The sequence below is a fragment of the Streptomyces sp. NBC_01549 genome, assembly GCF_026339955.1.
Taxonomy (GTDB): Bacteria; Actinomycetota; Actinomycetes; order Streptomycetales; family Streptomycetaceae; genus Streptomyces.
This window is the reverse complement of sequence record NZ_JAPEPW010000001.1, coordinates 2936145-2956961: the sequence shown is the minus strand read 5'-3', so window position 1 is coordinate 2956961 and position 20817 is coordinate 2936145. Positions and strand designations below refer to the sequence as shown.

The following is a 20817-nucleotide window of genomic DNA, read 5'->3' as shown; positions in this document are numbered from 1 at the left end:
CCTGCCCGGCTCAGTGGTGGCGGGCCGCGGCCTGCTCCTCCGCCTCGTCGAAGGCCTGCCGCGCCTGCTCCACCAGCGGCAGGTGGCCGGTCGACCAGTCGAAGAGCGAGGCGAACAGCGGGGCCAGGGTCCGTCCCAGGTCGCTGATCTCGTACTCCACGCGGGGCGGCACCTCCGGGTAGTACGTGCGGATCACCAGCCCGTCCCGCTCCAGCTGACGCAGCCGCTGCGTCAGCACCTTCGGCGTGATGGTGCCGATGTTGCGGTGCAGTTCCACGAAGCGCTGGGTGCCGAAGGCGTTCAGCGTCCACAGGATCGGCGTGGTCCAGCGGCTGAACACGATGTCGAGGACCGGGGCGATCGGGCACCTCTGGGGGGTGCCGGCGGCGGCCGCGTGCGCGGCTTCGGGGCTGGTCATGACCGGCGTGCCGGGCGCGTCGGCGGCGCCGCTCGCGGCCGTACGGCCCTGCGTGGCTGTGTTCTTCATTCCGACCATCACCTTCCGGGAAGTCACTTTCCTCTAGGTACCTACTTTACTCAGGATGCTAGCTTCCGAGAAGCCAGCAAAGCCAGTACCTCCCTGCACGTCCCCGTCCGAGAATCCTCATGCTCCTAGGGAGTGACATGTCCATCCAAGAGTCCACCCACAGCCCCGCCAAGGCGGCGGGCGAGTCCGGGCCGGCTCGCCGCCCCGGCCTCATCCTGGCCTTCCTCTGCCTGGCCGGCTTCATGACCTTCCTCGACGTGTCGATCGTGAACGTCGCCCTGCCGACCATCGAGGACGAGCTCAACATCTCCACCACCGCTCTCCAGTACGTCGTCACCACCTACGGCATGCTCCTCGGCGGCTTCCTGCTGCTGACCGGCCGGCTCGCCGACACCCTCGGCCGCCGCCGGATGCTGCAGACCGGTCTGCTCCTGTTCGCCGGTTCCTCGCTGCTCGCCGGGGTCTCGCAGAACGCCGCGATGCTGATCGGCGCCCGCGGCGCCCAGGGTCTGGGGGCCGCGTTCATCGCCACCGCCGCGCTGAGCCTGCTGACCAACAACTTCGAGGAGGGCCCGGCCCGCAACAAGGCGCTCGGTGCCTGGGGCGCCCTCAGCGGTCTCGCCGCCGTCGCCGGTGTCACCCTCGGCGGTCTGCTCACCGATGGGCCCGGCTGGCGCTGGATCTTCTTCATCAACGTCCCGATCGGCGTCATCGGCGCCCTGGTCGCCCCGATGGTCGTCGGCGAGAGCCGCTCCGCCCAGCGCAGCAAGTCCTTCGACGTCGCCGGTGCGGTCACCCTCACCGCCGGCCTGGTCCTGCTGATCTTCACCCTCGGTCAGACCGTCTCCGACTCCAATGTCCCGACCGGACGGGTCGTCGGCGGGTTCGTCCTCTCCGCGATCCTGCTCGCCTCCTTCATCGTCATCGAGCGCCGCGCCAAGGAGCCGCTGATGCCGCTCGGCATCTTCCGCCGCCCCTCGCTGCGCGCCGCCAACGGCATCGCCATCCTGCTGCTCGGCACCTGCGTCACCCTGTTCTTCTTCGCCAGCCTCTTCATGCAGCAGGTCCTGGACTACTCCGCCGTCAAGACCGGCTTCGCGTACGTGCCGCTCGCGGTGCTCACCGCCGTCGGCGCCGGCGTCGCCTCCCAGGTCGTCACCAAGGTCGCCGCCAAGCCCGTCCTGCTGGTCGGCCTCGCGCTCGCCGCGACCGGCATGATGCTGCTGTGGCGTGCCCCGTCCGACGCCTCCTACCTGACGGACGTGCTGCCCGCCTTCGTCCTGATGGGCCTCGGCCTCGGAATGTCCTTCGTCCCGCTGCAGGTCTCCGCGTTCGCGGGGATCGAGGAGCGCGAGTCGGGTCTGGCCGCCGGTCTCATCAACACCGCCCAGGAAGTCGGCGGCGCGCTCGGCCTCGCGGTCGCGGCGACCTACGCCTTCCGCCGGGTCGACGAGCTGACGGCCAAGGCCCACGGTGTTCCCGCCCTGGTCCAGGAGGCCCGTACGACCGTCTTCCACGACGCCTTCCTCGTGGGTGCCTGCTTCGCCGCGGCCGCCTTCGTGGTGACCCTGGTGCTGCTCCCGTTCACCAGGTCCTCCGAGCAGTCCGCGGCCGTCCCCGCGCACGCCTGACGGCAGACCAGAAGACCGAAGTCGGACGACGGAAGAACGGACCCGGCCATGTCCAAGCCCCTGCCCCTGTCCGCCGCGGCGGAGGAGTTCCTCGCCGAGAACGCCCTGTGCACCCTCACCACCCTTCGCCCGGACGGCACGCCGCACGTCGCGCCCGTACGGTTCACCTGGGACGGTGAGGCGGGCCTGGCCCGGGTGATGACCACGGTGCACCGCCGCAAGTCGCGCAACCTGTTAGCCAGGGCCGGTGGCCGGGCCGCCGTGTGCCAGCTGGTCGGACCCCGCTGGATCACCCTGGAGGGCCCGGCCACCGTCTCCACCGACCCGCCCCGGGTGGTGGAGGGGATGCGCCGCTACGCCAAGCGGTACTGGTCCCAGCCGCCGCAGCCCCCGGGCCTCGCGGTCATCGAGATCGCGGTCGACCGCGTGATGGGCCTGTACTGAACGGCCTGTACCGAACTCCCGGAGCGCATACGGGGCGAGAGGGTGCCGGAAGAGTCTTCCGGCACCCTCTCGCATGCTCCGCCTGTAGTTGGCACCCCGTACCACCCAGTAGCTGCAAGGCCTCTGACGAACTTGTCAGAGTCCTGTATCGGCGGCCATTCAGCTTCCCGGGAGCCCTCGGAATACTGGAGAAAACGCCAGCGGGAGAGGGAATATGGACGCCTTCAATGCCGATGTGATCGTTGCCGGAGCGGGACCCTCGGGCCTCATGCTCGCGGGAGAACTGCGCCTGTCGGGTCTCTCGGTCATCGTGCTCGACCGGCTGGAACAGCCGATGCAGCAGTCCCGTGCGCTGGGATTCTCCGCCCGTACGATCGAGGAATTCGGCCAGCGCGGACTTCTCGAGGATTTCGGTCCGCTGGAGACCATACCCGGCGGCCATTTCGGTGGACTCCCCATCGACTACCGCATTGTCGAGGGCGGTAATTTCGGTGTCCGCGGTGTTCCGCAGTCGCGCACCGAGGCCATCATCAACAAGTGGGCCGTGGGTCTGGGCGCCGACGTCCGCCGGGGCCACGAGGTCATCGGTCTGACGCAGGACGAGAACGGGGTCCAGGTCGAGGTCGCGGGCCCCACGGGCGTCGAGACGCTGCGCGCCGCGTACGTCGTCGGCTGTGACGGCGCCCGCTCCACCGTCCGCCACCTGGCCGGGATCGACTTCCCCGGCGTCAGCGCCACCATCGAGATGAAGATGGCGGACGTCGCCGGAGTCCAGCTGCGGCTGCGCCCCACCGGTGAGGTCGGCGAGGCCGGCATGGTCGTGGTCCTGCCGCTGGGACCGGGCGCCACCCGCGTGGTGGTCTTCGAGCGCGGCGCCGGTGTCCGCCCCACCCAGGAGCCGCCCACCTTCGAGGAGGTGGCCGCCGCCTTCCAGCGGGTGACCGGCGAGGACATCAGCGGTGCCAAGCAGCTGTGGACCAGCTACTTCACCGACGCCAGCCGGCACGCCGCCGAGTACCGCAAGGGCCGGGTGTTCCTCGCGGGCGACGCCGCCCACATCCACCTGCCGATCGGCGCCCAGGGCATCAGCGCGGGCGTCGGCGACGTGGTCAACCTCGGCTGGAAGCTCGCCGCCGCGGTCAAGGGGCACGCCCCCGAGGGCCTGCTCGATACCTACCACTCCGAGCGCCACCCGGTCGGCGCCCGCATCGTCCACAACACCCTGGTTCAGCGCACCCTCTACCTCGGCGGCCCCGAGGCCCAGCCGCTGCGCGACCTGTTCGCCGAGCTGGTCCAGATCGAGGACGTACGACGTCACCTCGTCGGCCTGGTCACCGGCCTGGACATCACCTACGGCGCTGTCGACGGCGGTCACCCGCTGCTCGGCCGCCGGCTGCCCGACCAGGAACTGCTGGTCGGCGACGAGAAGACGAGCACGTACGAGCTGCTGCACCAGGGCCGCCCGGTCCTCCTCGACCTGCACGACAACGCGGCGCTGCGCGAGGCCGCGGCCGCCTGGTCCGACCGTGTCGACGTCGTCACCGCCACCCGGCCCGACGCCGCCGCCCCGGCCGCCGACCTCCTCGTACGCCCCGACGGCTACATCGCCTGGGTCGGCGCCGACGGTTCCACGGGCGGCCTGACCGACGCGCTCGCCCAGTGGTTCGGCGAGCCTGGCACCGCCGCCTGAATCCCTCTCGTCGATCCCGATCCCCCCAGTAGGACGCGCGCCACCCATCCGACCCGTCCGTGAAACGAGAAAGAGGAGTGCGGTCTTGCCCACCAAGGCTGAGGAAGCGAAGAAGGCCGACAAGGCCGCCGAGTGGACCGAATGCGACGTAGCCATCCTGGGGTCGGGCCTCGCGGGCTCGATCATGGGAGCGATCCTGGCCCGCCAGGGCGCGAACGTGGTGCTCATCGACGCCGGTCAGCACCCCCGGTTCGCCGTCGGCGAGTCCCAGAACCCGCAGCTCGTCGAGTGGCTGCACATTCTGGCCGTGCGCTACGACGTGCCCGAGATCAAGCACATGCTGGACGTGAAGGCGGTGACCGAGCACATCGGTCCGACGCACGGCCGCAAGCAGAGCTTCGGCTTCGTCACACACCGGCCGAACCGCGAGCCGGACCCGCGTGAGGCGACGATGTTCGTCATCCCGAAGATGCTCACCGAGGCGGTGCACCTCTTCCGCCAGGACACGGACTCGCACTACCTGAACGTCGCCGCCAAGTACGGCTGCACGCTGCGCCAGAACTGGTTCGCCACCGACCTCGACGTCGACGACGACGGCGTCACCATCACCGGCAGGAACGGCGAGGTCTTCCGGGCCAAGTACCTGATCGACGCGAGCGGTTTCCGCTCCCCGCTCGCGCAGAAGTTCGACCTGCGCGAGAACCCGCCCCGGCACAAGCACCACGCGCGCTCCCTGTTCACGCACTACGTCGGCATCAAGCCCTACGACGACGTGTGCAACTACCCCGAGGCGCTGCGACCGCCCGCCGAGTCGCCCTTCCACGGCGGCACCCTGCACCACCTCATCGAGCGGGGCTGGTTCTGGATCATCCCGTTCGACAACTACAAGGACTCCAAGAACCCGGCCTGCAGTGTCGGCCTGACCTTCGACGAGCGGTTGTACCCCAAGCCGAAGGACATGACGCCGGACGAGGAGTTCAACCACTACCTCGACATGTACCCGGCCGTGAAGCGGCAGTTCGAGGGCGCCAAGCGGATCCGCGAGTGGGTCTCCACCGACCGCCTCCAGTACTCCTCCAAGCGCACCATCGGCGCCCGTTGGTGCCTGATGTCGCACGCGGCCGGTTTCATCGACCCGCTGTACTCGCGCGGTCTGTCCAACACCTTCGAGGTCGTCGACGCCCTCGCCTACCGGATCCTGGACGCCCTGCGCGAGAACGACTTCACCGAGGAGCGCTTCGAGTACGTGGAGCGCCTGGAGCAGGGGCTCCTGGAGTACAACGACAAGATCGTCAACAGCTCGTACATCGCCTTCAGCCACTTCCGGCTGTGGAACGCGGTGTTCCGGGTGTGGGCCTGCTTCACCACTCCGGCCACCATGCGCCAGATCATGGCCCGCCAGAACTTCCAGCTCGACGGTGACGACCGGCATTTCAAGGAGATGGAGAAGGCGCCCTACACCGGCCTGTGGTGGCCGGACAGCCACGCCTTCAAGGTCCTCTTCGACATCACCGCCGAGACCTGTGAGCGGTACGAGGCGGGCGAGATCGACGGCGACAAGGCCGCGGACATCGTCTTCGAGGCGATCCGCGACTGCGAGTCCGTCAACACGCCCTTCGGCTGGAAGGGCCCCGAGGACCTCCGGTTCTTCCGGGCCACCACCCCCACGATGATGAAGTTCATGTGGTGGGCCAGCACCTCCGGACCCAAGGAGATGCGCGACCTCGGCCGCTCGATGCTGGCCGGCGTCGTCAAGCAGGGGGTGCGCGGCCGCAAGGTGTCCTGACCTCGGCCCCGCCTCGAAATCCTCACCTCGAAGTCCTCACCTCGAAGGCCCCGCCTCCCGGGCCCGCCTTCACAGAGCCACTTCCCCCCGGATCCGGCGCCGGGCCCACCCTCCCCCCGTGGGCCCGGCGCCGGCCCCCTTGTTCCTCTCCTTTCTTCTTTGCGTCTCCCCCACTGACTTCCACCTACATCCACCGTTTCCTAGAACCTTGGGACATCCGTGATCACTCGTAGAGCACTGATCGGTGCGGGAACCGCCGCCGTCGGCCTGGCCGTCCTGCCCAACAGCCCCGTCTCCGCGGGCTCCTCCGCCCCCTGGAGCACCCTCGCGGGCAAGCTCCAGGGACAGTTGGTGCTGCCCACCGACTCCGCCTACGGCGTGGCCAAGCAGCTGGAACTCGGCCAGTTCGACTCGGTCAACCCGCGGGCCGTCGCCTACTGCGTCAGCTCCTCCGACGTCTCCGTCGCGCTGCGCTTCGCCCAGGACAACGGACTGCCGTCCGCCGTCCGCAGCGGCGGCCACAGCTTCGCCGGCTACTCGACCACGCCCGGCCTGATCATCGACGTGTCGCGGCTCAACGCGATCACCGTCGGCAGCGGCACCGTCGACATCGGTCCCGGCGCCAAGAACGTCGAGATACTCAACGCGCTCGCCCCGCACAACCTGGTGGTCAGCGAGGGCGGCTGCCCCACCGTGTCGGCCGGCGGCTTCCTCCAGGGCGGCGGATTCGGCTTCCTGACCCGCCCGACGGGCATGGCCTGCGACGCGATCACCTCGGCCGAGGTGGTCCTCGCCGACGGTTGCGTGGTGACCGCCTCCCCGACCAGCCACCCCGACCTCTTCTGGGCGATCCGCGGCGGCGGTGGCGGCAACTTCGGCGTCGTCACCCGTTTCACCGTCACCCCGCACGAGGGCGACCAGATGGCGATCAGCAACCTGATCTTCCCGTACGACCGCGCGGCCGACGTGCTGCACGGCGTGGGCCAGTGGCTGGTGGACGCCCCCCGCACCATCGGCGGCGGCGCCTACCTCGTCCAGGCCGACGCGGCGCCCGGCACCGTACCGGCGCTCAACGTCTTCCTCGCCTCCCGCGGCACCCCGGCCGAACTGGCCGCGGAGTCCGCCCGGTTGCTGGCGCTGACCGGCGCGGTGACGGCCCGCCAGGACGCGGTCATGACGTACCAGCAGGTCATGATGATGATCTTCGGCTGCAGCACCCTGACCCAGGACCAGTGCCAGCGTGCCGGGAAGTCCCCGAGCGGGGTGCTCACCCGGCCGGCCTTCGGTCTGGAACGGACCCGGCTGGGCAGCGCGCCCTATGCGCAGAGCGGCTGGGCGGATGTGGTGACGGCCTTCGACGCCGACCGCAGGGCCGGGCAGTCCCGCTACCTCGACTTCCACTTCTTCGGGGGCGCGGCCAACGATCCGGCCCGCACCGACACGGCGTACGTGCACCGCGACTCGCTCTTCTCCGTCAACTACCGGGTCCTGATCAACGACCCGGCCCAGGTCACCGCCGAGGCCCAGGCCGTCGCCACGAGCTGGGTGGACCACGGGTTCGACACCGTCGACCCGCTGTCCAACGGCGAGACGTACCAGAACTGGATGGACGCGGAGCTGCCGGACTGGCGGCAGTCGTACTACGCCGAGAACTACGCACGGCTGAAGGTCGTGAAGGCGAAGTACGACCCGTACCGCTACTTCAAGTTCGCCCAGGGCGTCGGAGCCTGACGCTTCGTGAACCCGGACCTGAGGAAGGGCCGCCGGATCGATGTCCGGCGGCCCGCCCGCTCGCTCGTCTGCCGCGTCGCCCCGTCAGGGACGGCGTCCGTACCAGCCCACCAGCTTGTCGATGTCGGGAGCGTCCTCGTGCACCTCCACCACCGGGCCGAACGGCACCTGGCCGCCGCGGGGTTCCGCGGGCACGGCACGGCGCATGTTGGCCAGCGGAGCGGCGAGCATCTCCGGGTCCCACTCGGGGCTCTGACCGGTCGCCTTCGCCAGGTCCCAGGCGTGCAGCACGAACTCGTTGGTGTAGATCACCGAGGCGACCACCCCGGGAACCGGACCCCAGGGCAGGCCGATCTGGCGGCCCAGCACGGCCGGGTCCGACCACACGGCGTCGAACTCCTTCGTCGCCTCCGCCCAGGCCTTGGCCCAGTCGCCGTCCGCGACGTCCTCGGCGAAGTGCGGAACGCTCATGAAGGAGCCGCCCGCGCCGATGACGGCGACCCGGCGCAGCACGGACACCACGTGGTTGGCCATGTCGCGGACCGCGTAGTCGGGACACGGGGTGACGGTGTCGTACTGCTCGGGGCGCAGCGCGGCGAGCGTACGTCCGGTGAGCTCGACGGCCTTGAACAGGCCGCCACGGGGGTCGGCGGGCGGGTTGGCGGGGGAATTCGTGCTGTCAGCCATGTCGTGAGTCATGTCCTCATCGTCGGCGTCAAACAGGTCATCTTGTGGCCTATTGCTGAAGGCTCATCAGATCTCGCTGAAAATAGATGTATTGGCTCAAAACATCTCAAAAACCTGGAGGGGGGCGGTTGTTGTGAAGGCTGACCGTCTGGTGGCGACCCTGCTGCTGCTCCAGGCGCGTGGGCGGGTGACCGTGCGCGAGGTGGCCCAGGAGCTGGAGGTGTCCGAACGCACCGCACGCCGCGATCTGGAGGCCCTCACCACCGCAGGCGTCCCCGTCTACTCGCAGCGGGGCCGGGGCGGCGGCTGGAGCCTGGTCGGCGGTGCCCGCACCGATCTGACCGGATTCACCTCGCGGGAGATCGGAGCGCTGTTCCTGGCCGCGGGCCCGTTGTCGGCCTCACCCGAACTGCGTGCGGCGTTACGGAAGTTGATGCGGGCGGTGCCCGCGCCCATGCGGCCGCACGCGGAAGCGGCCGCCAAGGCCATCCTCATCGACGGCGTCGACTGGTCGCGCACGGCGGGCGGCAGCGGTCCCCACCAGCACGCCCTGGAGCGGGCGGTGCTCGACGGCGAACAGGTCCGGCTCGGCTACGCCCACCCCGACCAGGCGCCCGGCGAGCGCACGGTGCACCCGCTCGGCCTGGTCTCGAAGGCCGGCCGCTGGTATCTCGTCGCCGGGACGGAGGAGGGGCTGCGCACCTTCCGGCTCAGCCGGGTCACCTCCGCGACAAGGACCGGTGAACCGGTGCGGCGCCCGGAGGGTTTCGACCTCGCCGCCGCATGGCGGGAGCTCGCCGCCGAGGTGGAGCAACGGCTGACCGCGGCGACCGTACGGGCCCGGGCCGACCACGACGCCCTGCCGGTGCTGCGGCAACTGCTGGGCGGGCGGCTGCGGACCGGCGAGGTCCAGATCGACGGCCGGGTCGAGTTCACGGCCGACGGCCCGTCGGTGGAGGTGCTCGCCGCGCAGCTGGCCGGTCTCGGCGGCCGCGTCGAGGTGCTCGATCCCCCGGAGGCGCGGGAGTCGCTCGTACGGCTGGGCCGCTCGCTCACCGCGGTGTACGGCGGGCGCGAGGAAGCCGTCCACTTGGATAGCCACTTTCCTCTAGGTACCTACTATGCGGAGGATGTTAGCGTCCCTGTCATGGCCGCTCACCACGGGTGACCGGCGGATTTCCCACACGGTTCCCCCCTCCACCGATGAAGCCGATGACTGCTGATTACTGGTTCGGATTAACGCACTAGGGAGTTGTTACTGATGATCGTTGTCACTGGAGCCACCGGAAATGCTCGCCGGCGAACTGCTCGGTCACGGCGAGGCCGCGACCGACCTGCTGGCCGCCGCCAAGGACGCCGGGGTCAAGCGGGTCGTCCTGCTCTCCTCGCAGATCAACGCCACTCGCCCCGACTCCGCCTCGCACGGCAGGCTGCGTGAGTTCGAGGAGGCCGTGCGCGGCTCGGGCCTGGACTTCACGATCCTGCGCGCGGGCGGATTCGCCTCCAACGCCTTCGCCTGGGCCGAGTCGGTCCGAGCCGACCGTACGGTCTTCGCCCCGTTCGGTGACGTCGCGCTGCCGGTCGTCGACCCCGCGGACATCGCCGCGGTCGCCGCGGTCGTCCTGCGTGAGGACGGCCACGCCGGTCGTACGTATGAGGTGACCGGCCCCGAGGCGGTCAGCCCGCGTGCGCAGGCCGGGGTGATCGCCGAGGTGATCGGTGAGGAAGTGACCTTCGTGGAACTGACCCGCGAGGCCGCCCACGCCCACATGGCCCAGTTCATGCCCGAGGACGTCATCCCCGGCACCCTGGACATCCTCGGCGCCCCGCTCCCCGCCGAACAGCGGGTCAGCCCCGATGTGGAGAAGGTCCTGGGGCGCCCGGCCACCCCCTTCTCCAGCTGGGTGAGCCGCAGCCTCCCGGCGTTCAAGTAGCCGGCCCGGTCCGTTCGGTCCGCTCAGCCCGCTCGTCCCCCCGGTACCGCCGCCGGATGCCCGCTGCGATCCATCCCCCGCGGCAGTGGGCATTCGGCGGCCCATGCGCGGTGATGGCCCCGCAGGTCCGTGACCTGCGGGGCCATCACGCCGTAGGGGCGTGCCGGGTATTGCTCGGCCTTCCCCCGGAGGGGCTACGCGGCGACGCGCTCGGTGAACTCCTTGGCCTTGGTGACCGCCTCGTCGGTGGCCTTGGCGCGGGAGGCCTCGTACAGGGGGACAAGGTCGGCCATCGCCGGGTTGTGCGGCGCCATCGTGAGCTCCGGGACGATGATGTGGACGTCCAGGGCGAGGGTGTCGCGAAGGATCGCCTCCAGGTAGTTCTGGACGTACTCGAAGCCCTCGCGCGGGGTGCCCGGCGCGTAGGAGCCGCCGCGGCTGGCGACGACCGTGACCGGGGTGCCCTTGACCTTCGAGTCCTCGGTCATGGCGGTGCGGCCGATGAGGATCACCTGGTCCAGCCACGCCTTGAGGGTCGAGGGGATCGTGAAGTTGTACATGGGCGCGCCGATCAGGATCGCGTCCGCCTGCTCCAGCTCCTCGATGAACTGCAGACGCTCGGCGAAGGCGGCGGCCTGCTCGGGGGTGTGCGCGTCCGCGGGGGCGAAACCGGCGGTGTGGGCGTCGGCCGTGATGTGCGGGACCGGGTTCACGGCGAGGTCGCGGTAGATCACGGTGCCCTGCGGGTGCTGCTCCTCCCATGCCTTGCGGAACGCGTCCGTGACCGTGCGGGAGGCGGAGGCCGCGCCCGGGAACACGGACGAGTCGATGTGCAGGAGGGTGGCCATGGGAATCTCCAAGGAGAGGGGGCAAACTTTTCGTACAGGACTAGAGATAACACAGCTACTTACTTTTTTTCATCCCCTCACGCGAAACACAGTACTCTGGACCCATGCCAGAGCCGGTGACTCACGACGCAGGGCCGTGCCAGAGGGTCGACGACCACATGACCCGCGTCTTCCAGCTGCTCGGGAAGCGCTGGACCGGCCTGGTCGTGTCCGTGCTGCTGCAGCACCCCGCGCACTTCGCCGACCTGCGCAGAGCGATCCCCGGCATCAGCGAGCGGATGCTCTCCGACCGCCTCACGGAACTCGGCGGGGCGGGACTGGTCGTCCGCGAGGTCGACGAGGGCCCTCCGCTGCGGGTCGTGTACGGCCTGACCGAGGCGGGCGCCGCACTGCAGCCCGCGCTCATGGAACTCGGCACCTGGGCGGAGAATTACCTGCCGGGGAGCCCGCCGTGCCCGGGTGAACTCCGCAAGTGCCCCTGAAGCGGGGCCGATCGTGAGCACCGGGGCCGATCGTGAGCTGATTGCGAGGGGCGGGGTTTTCCCCAGGCCGGGAGTTGTCCACAGGGTCTGACGCGTTTCAGCCACCGGCGGTACGGTCATCACGAGTTGATGTTCGTGCGTGACGGGGGAGGCAGTCGGTATGACGGACCTTGGCGCTGCGGTTCAGGCGCAGCAGGATCAGCGGAGCCGACCGGGCGAGCAGGACGAGCAGGGCGAACAGGGGTGGCAGATGTCCCGGATTTCCGGGGTCTTCGGAGTGCGGGGATTCGCGGGCCGGCCCGCGCAGGGCTCACCCAAGGAAGAGGGCAAGGCGCTGCGCCGACGGGTGCCCCGCGGCACGCACGCGGAGCTGTCCTTCGACGCCGGCCGGCCGGACGCGGTGACCGCCGTCGAGGAGTCCAACCTCGGCCGGATCCCGGAGCTCACGCCGATCCGGGTCGGCAGGATGGCCGCAACTCCTTTCGCCTTCCTGCGCGGTTCGGCCGGTCTCATGGCATATGACCTCGCGCGCACCCCGATGACCGGCATCGCCGCCCAGATCTGCGGTGACGCCCACGCGGCGAACTTCGGCCTGTACGGAGACGCGCGCGGCGACCTGGTCATCGATCTGAACGACTTCGACGAGACGGCACACGGCCCCTGGGAGTGGGACCTCAAGCGCCTCGCCACCTCGCTCGTGCTCGCGGGCCGGGAAGCGAGCGCGGACGAGGACACCTGTCGCAAGGCCGCCCACGACGCGGTCGGTGCCTACCGACGCACCCTGCGCCTGCTCGCGAAGCTCCCGGTGCTGGACGCGTGGAACGCCATCGCGGACGAGGAACTCGTCTCCCACGCCGACGCCCACGACCTGCTCGGCACCCTGGAGCGGGTCATGGAGAAGGCGCGGGCCAACACCAGCGGACGGTTCGCGGCCAAGTCGACCCGGCCGGTGGAGGACGGCGGCCACCGCTTCGTGGACGCTCCTCCGGTGCTGCGTCGCGTACCCGACGCGGAGGCCGCGGCGGTCGCGGACTCGCTGGAGCACTACCTGACCACCGTCTCGGAGGACCGCCTCCCCCTCCTCGCCCGGTACGCGGTGCACGACGTCGCCTTCCGGGTCGTCGGCACCGGCAGCGTCGGCACCCGCTCCTACGTCGTGCTGCTCCTCGACCACCGCGGCGAAGCCCTCGTCCTCCAGGTGAAGGAGGCCCGCGCCTCGGCGCTGCTCCCGCACCTGGCGACGGCCGGCCACGCCATACCGGAGGTGCCGCACGAGGGCCGCCGGGTCGTCCTGGGCCAGAAGCGCATGCAGGTCGTCAGCGACATCCTGCTCGGCTGGACCACCGTCGAAGGCCGGCCTTTCCAGGTACGACAGTTCCGCAACCGCAAGGGCAGCGTCGACCCCGCCGCCCTCGCCGCCGACCAGGTCGACGACTACGCCCGTATGACCGGCGCCCTTCTCGCCCGCGCCCACACCCACACCGCCGACCCCCGTCTCATCGCCGGGTACTGCGGCAAGAGCGAGGAACTCGACGAGTCCATCGCGTCGTTCGCGCTGGCCTACGCCGACCGCACGGAGGCGGACCACGCGGACCTGGTCGCGGCGATCAGGGAGGGACGGGTGACGGCGGAACTCGGGGTGTGAGCGGGGAGCCGGGGCAGTGGCGGACACCGGGCCGCGCGAGGCCCGCCCTCCGGGCGGACGACGGGAGTTTGACGACAGGGCCTAGTCTGGTCGGGTGACGACCCCGGAAGCCGAGCACAGCCAGTCCGACCGTACCCAGGCCAAGGATCCCCGGCCCCAGGGCGCCGGGGATGCGCATGCCCAGGACGAGCCCGCCGAGGCGGCGGCACCCGAAGCGCAGGCGCGGCCCGAGGAGCGGTTGGAGCGGGCCGTGCGGGCGGCCGAGCAGGCCCTGATCGAGTTCGAGATCGCCGTGGAGACCTTCCGCATCGAGGTCGAGAACTTCTCGCGTCTGCACCACCAGAGGCTCGGCCCGATGTACTCGCGGCTCGACGAACTGGACGCGCAGATCGCCGAGGCGGTCGCCGCACGCACCGGGGACCTGGAGGACATACGCAAGGCGGACGAGGCGCGGGCGCGGGTCATGCCGATGCCCGGGGTCGAGGAGCTCTTCCACGGCTGGATGGACTCCGAGGGGCTGTTCCCCGAGGCCATGGCGATGCTGACGGACCAGCCCGTACGCCCGCCGCAGCGCGTGCGCCCCAGCGACGAGGCCCGCAGGCTCTACCGTGAGCTGGCCCGCAAGGCCCACCCCGACCTGGCCCAGGACGAGGACGAGCGCAGGCGGCGTGACGAGTTCATCTCGCGGGTCAATGTCGCGTACAGCCGGGGCGACGAGGCCCTGCTGCGGGAGCTCTCCGATGAGTGGGCGGCGGGCCCGGTGCCCAAGGAGTGGAAGCCGAGTCGCAGCGAGGAGCTCTACGCCCGCCTCGAGTGGCTCGCCCAGCGCAAGGAACTGCTCACCCTGGTCGCCCACGAGCTGGAGGAGAGCGCCATCGGCGCCATGCTCAAGATGGCCCCGGAGGACCCGGACCAGCTCCTCGAGGAGGTCGCCGAGCAGCTGCTGGCCCAGGTCGAAGAACGTGAGAAGGAGCTGGCCCGGCTGGTCGGCCAGGACAGGTCCTAGGGGTCGGGGCGCCTGCTCGGTCAGGTAGCGTCGGGGGTATGAGTTTTGGATCTGGTGTGCCCACGGTCGAGGTCGGGGATCTCGCGGACGGAGACTTCCTGCTGGACGTCCGGGAGGACGACGAGTGGCAGGCGGGCCATGCCGCGGGGGCGCTGCACATTCCCATCAGTGAGTTCGTCGCACGCTACGGCGAGCTGACCGAGGCGGCGCCGCAGGACGGCAGGGTCCATGTGATCTGCCGCTCCGGGGGCCGTTCGGCGCAGGTCGCGATGTACCTGGTCCAGCAGGGCGTCGACGCCGTGAACGTCGACGGCGGTATGCAGGTCTGGGCCGCCGCCGGCCGCCCGGTGGTGGACGACAAGGGCGCCCCCGGCTTCGTGCTGTAGCCACCGGCACGGGTTCGCGGGAGCTTCGACGTCCTGGGCACCGCACCCAGCCCAGGAAGACGTGTCGTGAGCGTGGGCGTCGTTCAGCCCAGGGGATGGGCCGCGAGCAGATCCCCCAGTGCCTCCTCGTGCGCCGCCGCCGGTCCGAGCGACAGTTCAAGCTGCTTGGCCCAGGCGTGGTACCGGTGCAGCGGATAGTCGACGTCGGCGCCGAACCCCCCGTGCAGATGCTGCGCGGTCTGTACGACCCGCCGTACCCCTTCCGACGCCCAGATCTTGGCGACGGCCACGTCTCCGGACGCCGGAAGCGCGCCCCCCGCCCCCGTACTGATCCGCCATGCCGCCTGCCACAGTGTCGCCTCCATCGCCCGCAGGTCGATATAGCGATCGGCGGCCTGCACGGCGACGGCCTGGAACGTGGCGACCGGGAACCCGAACTGCTCCCGCTTGCCCGTGTACGCGCTCGTCATCGAGAGCACCCGCTCACCGAGGCCGAGCGCCAGCGCGCACGTCCCGGTGGCCAGCAACTCGCGCAGCCACTCCCAGGCCCCGTCCGCGTCGATGACATCCCGGGCGGCGATCCGCGCGGACTCCAGACGCAGCTCGCCGAGCCGTTCCCCGGACGTGGAGATCTGCCCACCGAGGACGACCCCCTCGTGGATCCGGGGTACCAGCGCGAGGACGGTCCGGCCGCCGCCCGTGTGCGCGGGTACGACGGTGAAGTCGGCGTTCTCCGCCCACGGAACCCCCGTCTGCACCCCGTCCAGCACCCACGCGTCACCGTCCCGCCGTGCGGTCACGGCGAGTTCGGCCGGGTCGTGCCCGGTCCGCCCGTTCGCCGCGACGGTCAGCACGACCTCGCCCCGGCCCGCCCGCCCGAGCAGCTCCGCCTTCAACTCCTCGCCGCCGTACGCCTGTACGGCCACCGCCGCGGCACTGCTCTCCAGCAGCGGCACCCGCGCCAGCACCTTCGCCGCCTCGCGCAGCACCAGACACAGCGCGATCGCGTCCAGGCCCGCCCCGCCGTACTCCGCGGCGAGCGACAGGCTCAACAGGTCCGCGTCGGCGAGCCTCGCCCACAGCGCCCGGTCGAAGTCGTCGGCGACGGCGCCCGCGGTGACCGCGGGGCTGGGCACCGCGTCCGGCGCGACCCCGCCGAACACCGCCTTCGCCGCCTCGACCGCCGCCTGCTGCTCCTCGGTGAAGGTGAAGTCCACGGTCCTGTCCTCCCACGCACCGACCACCGACCCGGCGGACACCGGATCTGACGGAGCGTCAAGATAGAACAGGTTCTACAAGAAGGGAACGGCTCGACCGTGGAAGCCTCGCCACCCTGACAGACCGATCGTTCGGTTGGTCACATCACGCATGGGGGCGGGCGGCCGTAGGGTGTCCATCGCTGTGGATAACCTCGGGGTCGCTGTTGTGTCGCTGTTGTGCCCACTGGCCGATCGGGGCTGTGCTGGGCGGTCCGGCCTGAGTACCGTTCCCGTGCGCGCGCCGCGGTGTGGTGCGCGCCGGTGCCACGGCGCCGCGGGGCCCGGCGGCGGGAATCGGACCGGGATCGGGAAGCGGGGCGGAATGGACGCGTACGACGAGGGCTCGAAGGCCCGGCACCTGCCGGACGGCCCTGACAGCAGCCTGCCCGAGGCCCCCGTCACAGCCGGTTCCACCCCCGCCGATACCCCCGTCCCCGCTCCCACCGGCATAGCCGGCCTTCCCCTCCGCTCGCAGATCGTCGCCGCCCTCGCCCTCGCGGCCGTCGCGGTCGTCGCCTGTGTGCACCTCGGCATGGTGTTCCTGCACGTCGCACCATCGAACACGGTCACCAAGCAGCACGGCCGGGCGATCGACGACTGGATCTACCCGGAGTTCGAGCAGAACTGGAAGCTCTTCGCCCCCAACCCGCTGCAGCAGAACATCGACGTCCAGGTCCGTGCCCAGGTCCGCACCACGGACGGTGGCATCACCGAGACCGGCTGGTACGACCTGTCCGCACTGGACGGCGCGGCGATCGACGGCAATCTGCTGCCGAGCCACACCCAGCAGAACGAACTGCGCCGGGCCTGGGACTTCTACATCGGCACGCACGACAACGCGAACCGCCCGGCGGGCCTGCGCGGCGATCTCTCCCAGCGCTATCTGCGCCGCGTCGTCGTGGTGCGTCTGGAGCGAGAGGGGGCCGGCGGCAAGGGCGCCGTCGTCGAACGCGTCCAGGTCCGTTCCCGTACCACCAACGTGCCGCCCCCCAAATGGAGCGAGGAACAGGTGTCCGACACGCCCGTCGTGCACGAGCTGCCCTGGTGGACCGTTCCCGAGGAGGACGTGACGGACGCGCGGACGGAGGCGAGCGCCCGATGAACCGCATCGCCGTGTCGATCTCGCGCGGTATCGCCCGGGTCACCGACGCCGCTCTCGGCCCGTACCAGACGGCCGTGATCCGCATCGGCTTCGCCGCCACCTGGCTGCTGTTCCTGCTGCGCGAGTTCCCGCACCGCCAGGAGATGTACGGGCCCGACGGACCGTGGAAGTGGGACCTCGCCCAGCGGCTCATCGCGGACAATCACGCCTTCACGATCCTGATGTGGTCCGACAGCCAGGTGTGGTTCGAGACCGTCTACGCCCTCGCCGTCCTCTCCGCCCTCCTGCTGCTGGTGGGCTGGCGGACCCGCACGATGTCCGTGCTCTTCATGGTCGGCGTGCTCTCGCTGCAGAACCGCAGCATCTTCATGGGGGACGGCGGCGACAACGTCATCCACCTGATGGCGATCTATCTGGTGTTCACGCGCTGCGGACAGGTGTGGTCGCTCGATGCCCGGCGGGCGCGGCGCGCTCGGGAGGCACGCGCGCGTGGGGACCTCCCGAGGGCCGGGGTCCAGGACCGGGCCGGTCTCGTCCTGTGGGCGACGCTCGGCATGGTGCTGGCCGCGGCGACGGGCGCGGGGTGGCTCAGCCCCGGCTGGCTGGTGGTCTTCTGGGGACTGTGGGCCCTCCAGATGCTGTGGTGGGCCGTCGGGCGCCTGACGCGCACGGCGGAGCCTCGGATCCTGCTCGACGTCGTCGCCAACGCCGTGCACAACGCGGCCCTGCTCGTGATCATGGCCGAGGCCTGTCTGATCTACGCGACCGCCGGCTGGTACAAGATCCAGGGCTCGCGCTGGCAGGACGGCACCGCCGTCTACTACCCGCTCCACCTGGACTACTTCTCCCCCTGGCCCGCCCTGTCCGACCTGCTGGCCTCACACGGCACGATGGTGATGCTGGTGACCTACGGGACGGTCGCCGTCCAGGTCGCCTTCCCCTTCACCCTTATCAACCGGCGGGTCAAGAACGTCCTGCTGGCCGCCATGATGACCGAGCACGCCGTGATCGCCGTGGTCCTCGGGCTGCCGTTCTTCTCGCTCGCGATGATCGCCGCCGACGCGGTATTCCTGCCCACGTCGTTCCTGCGACGCCTCGGCGGATGGACGGCACGCGCGCGTGGACGGCTGTTTCCGCCCGGCGCCCGTAAGCTGCCGGGCCAGCGTGCTCAGGAGCCGCGCATCCCGGAGCCCGCCGAGGACCCGCACGTAGGCTTCACCGCATGAAGGACCCCGCAAGCGCCGTGAGCGCCTGGCACCGCCTCGCCGACACCTCCGTCCTGCTCGACGGCTTCCACGCCCTCAAGCACGCCGTGCGGTTCCGGGCCGAGGTCCTGGTGGCGGTGACCGGCGACCGGCAGGCGGCGCTCGCCCTCACCGACGAGCTGGCCCCGGACGTACGGGACAGCCTGGACGCGCTCCTGGTGGAGGTCCCGGAAGCCACGTACCGCTCCCTGGTACCGCGTCCGCACCCCACCGCGGTGGCCGCGTTGGCGGTACGTCCCTCCCGCGAGGCCAATCTGCGGGCGCTGGCCCGCACACCCCGCACCGCCCCCGTGGTCGTCCTCGACCATCCGCGCAACCTCGGGAACGCGGGCGCCGTGATCCGCCTCGCGGCCGGCTTCGGCGCGACCGGCGTCGTCACCACGGGCACCCTCGACCCCTGGCACCCCACGGTGGTGCGGGGCGGGGCGGGCCTGCACTTCGCGACCGCAGTGGAGCGGCTGACGGTGGCCGAGCTGCCGTCCGGGCCGGTGTTCGCCCTCGACCCGGACGGCGAGGACATCCGGGGACTGAAACTCCCGGACGACGCCGTGCTCGCCTTCGGCTCCGAGCGCAGTGGCCTTTCCGCCGACCTGCGCGCGCGTGCCGACCACCTGGTGTCGCTCCCGATGCGCCCCCAGGTCTCCAGCTACAACCTGGCGACGAGCGTGGCCATGACCCTGTTCCACTGGAGCGCCCCGTAAGGGAACCAGCGCCTAGCCGGGGAACTAACGCCGGACTTCCACCACCCGGAACCGGTTGGCCACGAACCCTCCGTCGCACAGCGCGGCGTTCGCCGCGGGGTTGCCGCCCGACCCGTGGAAGTCGGAGAACGCCGCCGTCTGGTTGACGTACACCCCGCCCGTCAGGTTCAGGGACAGCTGGGCGCACTCCTCCAGACAGGCCTCCCGTACGGCCTCCTCGACGACCTCGTCGGTGGTGTACGCCCCGACGGTCATCGCGCCCTTCTCCCGGACGGTCCGACGCAGCAGGTCCACCGCGTCCGCCGCCGAGTCGACCGCGACCGCGAAGGACACCGGTCCGAAGCACTCGTTCATGTAGGCGGCCTCGTCGTCGGCACCCTCCCAGTACTTCCGCGCACCGTCGAGCTTGACGATCACCGGGGTGCGGACGACCGCGTCCGGGAACTCCGGGTTGCCGATCTCCCGCGAGGCGAGGGCGACCTCGCCGAGCCCCGCCGCGGCCTCCAGGCGTGCCTTGACGTCCGGGTTCACGATCGCGCCCAACAGCCCGTTGGCACGCGCGTCGTCACCGAGGAGTCCGTCGACCGACCGGGCGAGGTCGGCCACCACCTCGTCGTACGACTTGGGGCCCTCCTCCGTGCGGATGCCGTCGCGGGGGATGAGGAGGTTCTGCGGGGTCGTGCACATCTGGCCGCTGTACAGGGACAAGGAGAAGGCCAGGTTGGACAGCATCCCCTTGTAGTCGTCGGTCGACTCCACGATCACCGTGTTGACGCCGGCCTTCTCCGTGTAGACCTGCGCCTGGCGGGCGTGGGTCTCCAGCCAGTCGCCGAACGCCGTCGACCCGGTGTAGTCGATGATCCGGATCTCGGGGCGCACGGCCAGGGTCTTGGCGATGCCCTCCCCGGCCCGCTCGGCGGCCAGCGCCACCAGGTTCGGGTCGAAGCCCGCCTCGGCGAGCACCTCGCGCGCGACCTGGACGGTGAGCGCGAGCGGCAGCACCGTGCGCGGGTGGGGCTTGACGAGCACGGCGTTGCCGGTGGCCAGGGAGGCGAACAGGCCCGGGTAGCCGTTCCACGTCGGGAAGGTGTTGCAGCCGATCACCAGCGCGATGCCGCGCGGCACCGGCGTGAACCGCTTGGTCATCGTGAGCGGGTCGCGCTTGCCCTGGGGCTTGGTCCACTCCGCCGTGTCAGGGGTGCGGACCTGCTCCGCGTACGCGTACGCCACCGCCTCCAGGCCGCGGTCCTGGGCGTGCGGGCCGCCCGCCTGGAACGCCATCATGAAGGCCTGGCCGCTGGTGTGCATGACCGCGTGCGCGAACTCGTGCGTGCGGTCGGCGATCCGCTTGAGGATCTCCAGACAGACCATCGCGCGCATCTCCGCGCCCGCGTCGCGCCAGGCCCGCTGTCCGGCCCGCATGGCGGGCAGCAGCACGTCGACGTCCGCGTGCGGGTAGGTGACGCCCAGCTCGATGCCGTACGGGGAGACCTCGCCGCCCACCCAGTCGTCGGTGCCGGGCTGGCCGAGGTCGAGACGGCCGCCGAGGAGGGCGTCGAAGGCGGCCTTGCCCTCGGCCATGCTCAGGCTGCCGTTCTCCCCGTAGGCCTTCGGGTGCTCGGGGTGCGGGGACCAGTACGCGCGCGTGCGGATCGCTTCCAGCGCCTGGTCGAGGGTGGGCCGGTGCTGGGCGGTCAGCTCGTGCGCGGTCAGTTCGGCGGCCATGCGGGACC

General features: G+C 70.7%; 19 protein-coding genes. 14 read left to right on the top strand and 5 right to left on the bottom strand.

What is annotated here, in order from left to right; genetic code table 11:
- Positions 1-10: 10 nt before the first annotated feature.
- Positions 11-418 (bottom strand): helix-turn-helix domain-containing protein, encoded by a 408-nt coding sequence (locus tag OG819_RS12960; protein ID WP_266434032.1) that lies wholly within the window; start codon positions 416-418, stop codon positions 11-13.
- Between the two features lie 206 nt (positions 419-624).
- Between OG819_RS12960 and OG819_RS12955 the strand changes: the two genes are divergently transcribed.
- The 5 genes from OG819_RS12955 to OG819_RS12935 all read left to right on the top strand — a co-directional run bounded on the left by OG819_RS12955 (position 625) and on the right by OG819_RS12935 (position 7769).
- Positions 625-2118 carry an MFS transporter gene (locus tag OG819_RS12955; protein ID WP_266649490.1) on the top strand — a complete coding sequence of 498 codons (1494 nt, stop codon included), beginning with the start codon at positions 625-627 and terminating at the stop codon, positions 2116-2118.
- A 48-nt stretch (positions 2119-2166) separates the two neighbouring features.
- Complete coding sequence (locus OG819_RS12950; protein WP_054237224.1) at positions 2167-2562, top strand: pyridoxamine 5'-phosphate oxidase family protein; 396 nt, start codon at positions 2167-2169, stop codon at positions 2560-2562.
- Between the two features lie 214 nt (positions 2563-2776).
- Positions 2777-4252, top strand: a complete 1476-nt coding sequence (locus OG819_RS12945) for an FAD-dependent monooxygenase (RefSeq protein ID WP_266649489.1) — start codon at positions 2777-2779, stop codon at positions 4250-4252.
- Between the two features lie 85 nt (positions 4253-4337).
- A complete protein-coding gene (locus OG819_RS12940) occupies positions 4338-6038 on the top strand; it encodes an NAD(P)/FAD-dependent oxidoreductase (protein WP_266626520.1) in 1701 nt (566 codons plus the stop codon).
- A gap of 219 nt (positions 6039-6257) precedes the next feature.
- Positions 6258-7769 (top strand): FAD-binding oxidoreductase, encoded by a 1512-nt coding sequence (locus OG819_RS12935; protein ID WP_266626522.1) that lies wholly within the window; start codon positions 6258-6260, stop codon positions 7767-7769.
- A gap of 84 nt (positions 7770-7853) precedes the next feature.
- Here the strand turns inward: OG819_RS12935 and OG819_RS12930 are convergent, their stop codons facing one another.
- The gene (locus OG819_RS12930) at positions 7854-8456 is read right to left on the bottom strand and encodes a TIGR03086 family metal-binding protein (RefSeq protein WP_266649488.1); all 603 of its coding nucleotides are present in this window, start codon (positions 8454-8456) and stop codon (positions 7854-7856) included.
- Positions 8457-8589: 133 nt separating this feature from the next.
- Here OG819_RS12930 and OG819_RS12925 point away from each other — a divergent pair, with 133 nt between their 5' ends.
- The gene (locus tag OG819_RS12925) at positions 8590-9624 is read left to right on the top strand and encodes a YafY family protein (protein ID WP_266649487.1); all 1035 of its coding nucleotides are present in this window, start codon (positions 8590-8592) and stop codon (positions 9622-9624) included.
- Positions 9625-9745: 121 nt separating this feature from the next.
- Complete coding sequence (locus OG819_RS12920) at positions 9746-10390, top strand: NAD(P)H-binding protein (protein ID WP_266652687.1); 645 nt, start codon at positions 9746-9748, stop codon at positions 10388-10390.
- A 194-nt stretch (positions 10391-10584) separates the two neighbouring features.
- Here the strand turns inward: OG819_RS12920 and OG819_RS12915 are convergent, their stop codons facing one another.
- Positions 10585-11238, bottom strand: coding sequence for an NAD(P)H-dependent oxidoreductase (locus tag OG819_RS12915; protein WP_266649486.1), 654 nt, complete (start codon positions 11236-11238; stop codon positions 10585-10587).
- A gap of 104 nt (positions 11239-11342) precedes the next feature.
- Here OG819_RS12915 and OG819_RS12910 point away from each other — a divergent pair, with 104 nt between their 5' ends.
- The 4 genes from OG819_RS12910 (at position 11343) to OG819_RS12895 (ending at position 14757) form a co-directional block, all read left to right on the top strand.
- Positions 11343-11720: a helix-turn-helix domain-containing protein gene (locus OG819_RS12910; RefSeq protein ID WP_266649485.1), complete on the top strand. Its 378-nt coding sequence runs from the start codon at positions 11343-11345 to the stop codon at positions 11718-11720.
- A 250-nt stretch (positions 11721-11970) separates the two neighbouring features.
- Positions 11971-13365, top strand: a complete 1395-nt coding sequence (locus tag OG819_RS12905; protein WP_266652685.1) for a DUF2252 domain-containing protein — start codon at positions 11971-11973, stop codon at positions 13363-13365.
- A 94-nt stretch (positions 13366-13459) separates the two neighbouring features.
- Positions 13460-14371, top strand: a complete 912-nt coding sequence (locus tag OG819_RS12900; protein WP_266649484.1) for a hypothetical protein — start codon at positions 13460-13462, stop codon at positions 14369-14371.
- Positions 14372-14427: 56 nt separating this feature from the next.
- Positions 14428-14757: a rhodanese-like domain-containing protein gene (locus tag OG819_RS12895; RefSeq protein ID WP_266434028.1), complete on the top strand. Its 330-nt coding sequence runs from the start codon at positions 14428-14430 to the stop codon at positions 14755-14757.
- An 83-nt stretch (positions 14758-14840) separates the two neighbouring features.
- On the opposite strand, the gene OG819_RS12890 is transcribed toward OG819_RS12895, so the two are convergent.
- The gene (locus OG819_RS12890; protein ID WP_266649483.1) at positions 14841-15974 is read right to left on the bottom strand and encodes an acyl-CoA dehydrogenase family protein; all 1134 of its coding nucleotides are present in this window, start codon (positions 15972-15974) and stop codon (positions 14841-14843) included.
- Positions 15975-16338: 364 nt separating this feature from the next.
- Here OG819_RS12890 and OG819_RS12885 point away from each other — a divergent pair, with 364 nt between their 5' ends.
- Genes OG819_RS12885 through OG819_RS12875 form a run of 3 tightly spaced genes read left to right on the top strand, consistent with a single transcriptional unit; the run spans position 16339 to position 19084 of the window.
- Complete coding sequence (locus OG819_RS12885) at positions 16339-17118, top strand: DUF5819 family protein (protein ID WP_266649482.1); 780 nt, start codon at positions 16339-16341, stop codon at positions 17116-17118.
- Positions 17115-18344 (top strand): HTTM domain-containing protein, encoded by a 1230-nt coding sequence (locus OG819_RS12880; protein WP_266626535.1) that lies wholly within the window; start codon positions 17115-17117, stop codon positions 18342-18344. The genes OG819_RS12885 and OG819_RS12880 overlap by 4 nt, the downstream gene beginning before the upstream one ends.
- Positions 18341-19084 carry an RNA methyltransferase gene (locus OG819_RS12875; protein ID WP_266626537.1) on the top strand — a complete coding sequence of 248 codons (744 nt, stop codon included), beginning with the start codon at positions 18341-18343 and terminating at the stop codon, positions 19082-19084. Before OG819_RS12880 ends, OG819_RS12875 begins: the two co-directional genes overlap by 4 nt.
- 24 nt (positions 19085-19108) lie before the next feature.
- Here the strand turns inward: OG819_RS12875 and paaN are convergent, their stop codons facing one another.
- On the bottom strand, positions 19109-20809 hold the full coding sequence (paaN, locus tag OG819_RS12870) for a phenylacetic acid degradation protein PaaN (RefSeq protein WP_266649481.1): 1701 nt from the start codon (positions 20807-20809) through the stop codon (positions 19109-19111).
- Positions 20810-20817 lie beyond the last annotated feature (8 nt).

What these genes read in the sequence shown, in the direction of transcription:
- OG819_RS12920 (WP_266652687.1), top strand. Translation starts at nt 9,746, where the DNA reads ATGCTCGCCGGCGAACTGCTCGGTCACGGCGAGGCCGCGACCGACCTG.
- OG819_RS12950 (WP_054237224.1), top strand. Translation starts at nt 2,167, where the DNA reads ATGTCCAAGCCCCTGCCCCTGTCCGCCGCGGCGGAGGAGTTCCTCGCC.
- OG819_RS12955 (WP_266649490.1), top strand. Translation starts at nt 625, where the DNA reads ATGTCCATCCAAGAGTCCACCCACAGCCCCGCCAAGGCGGCGGGCGAG.
- OG819_RS12885 (WP_266649482.1), top strand. Translation starts at nt 16,339, where the DNA reads ATGGACGCGTACGACGAGGGCTCGAAGGCCCGGCACCTGCCGGACGGC.
- OG819_RS12910 (WP_266649485.1), top strand. Translation starts at nt 11,343, where the DNA reads ATGCCAGAGCCGGTGACTCACGACGCAGGGCCGTGCCAGAGGGTCGAC.
- paaN (WP_266649481.1), bottom strand. Translation starts at nt 20,809, where the DNA reads ATGGCCGCCGAACTGACCGCGCACGAGCTGACCGCCCAGCACCGGCCC.
- OG819_RS12945 (WP_266649489.1), top strand. Translation starts at nt 2,777, where the DNA reads ATGGACGCCTTCAATGCCGATGTGATCGTTGCCGGAGCGGGACCCTCG.
- OG819_RS12905 (WP_266652685.1), top strand. Translation starts at nt 11,971, where the DNA reads ATGTCCCGGATTTCCGGGGTCTTCGGAGTGCGGGGATTCGCGGGCCGG.
- OG819_RS12880 (WP_266626535.1), top strand. Translation starts at nt 17,115, where the DNA reads ATGAACCGCATCGCCGTGTCGATCTCGCGCGGTATCGCCCGGGTCACC.
- OG819_RS12875 (WP_266626537.1), top strand. Translation starts at nt 18,341, where the DNA reads ATGAAGGACCCCGCAAGCGCCGTGAGCGCCTGGCACCGCCTCGCCGAC.
- OG819_RS12960 (WP_266434032.1), bottom strand. Translation starts at nt 418, where the DNA reads ATGACCAGCCCCGAAGCCGCGCACGCGGCCGCCGCCGGCACCCCCCAG.
- OG819_RS12930 (WP_266649488.1), bottom strand. Translation starts at nt 8,456, where the DNA reads ATGGCTGACAGCACGAATTCCCCCGCCAACCCGCCCGCCGACCCCCGT.
- OG819_RS12915 (WP_266649486.1), bottom strand. Translation starts at nt 11,238, where the DNA reads ATGGCCACCCTCCTGCACATCGACTCGTCCGTGTTCCCGGGCGCGGCC.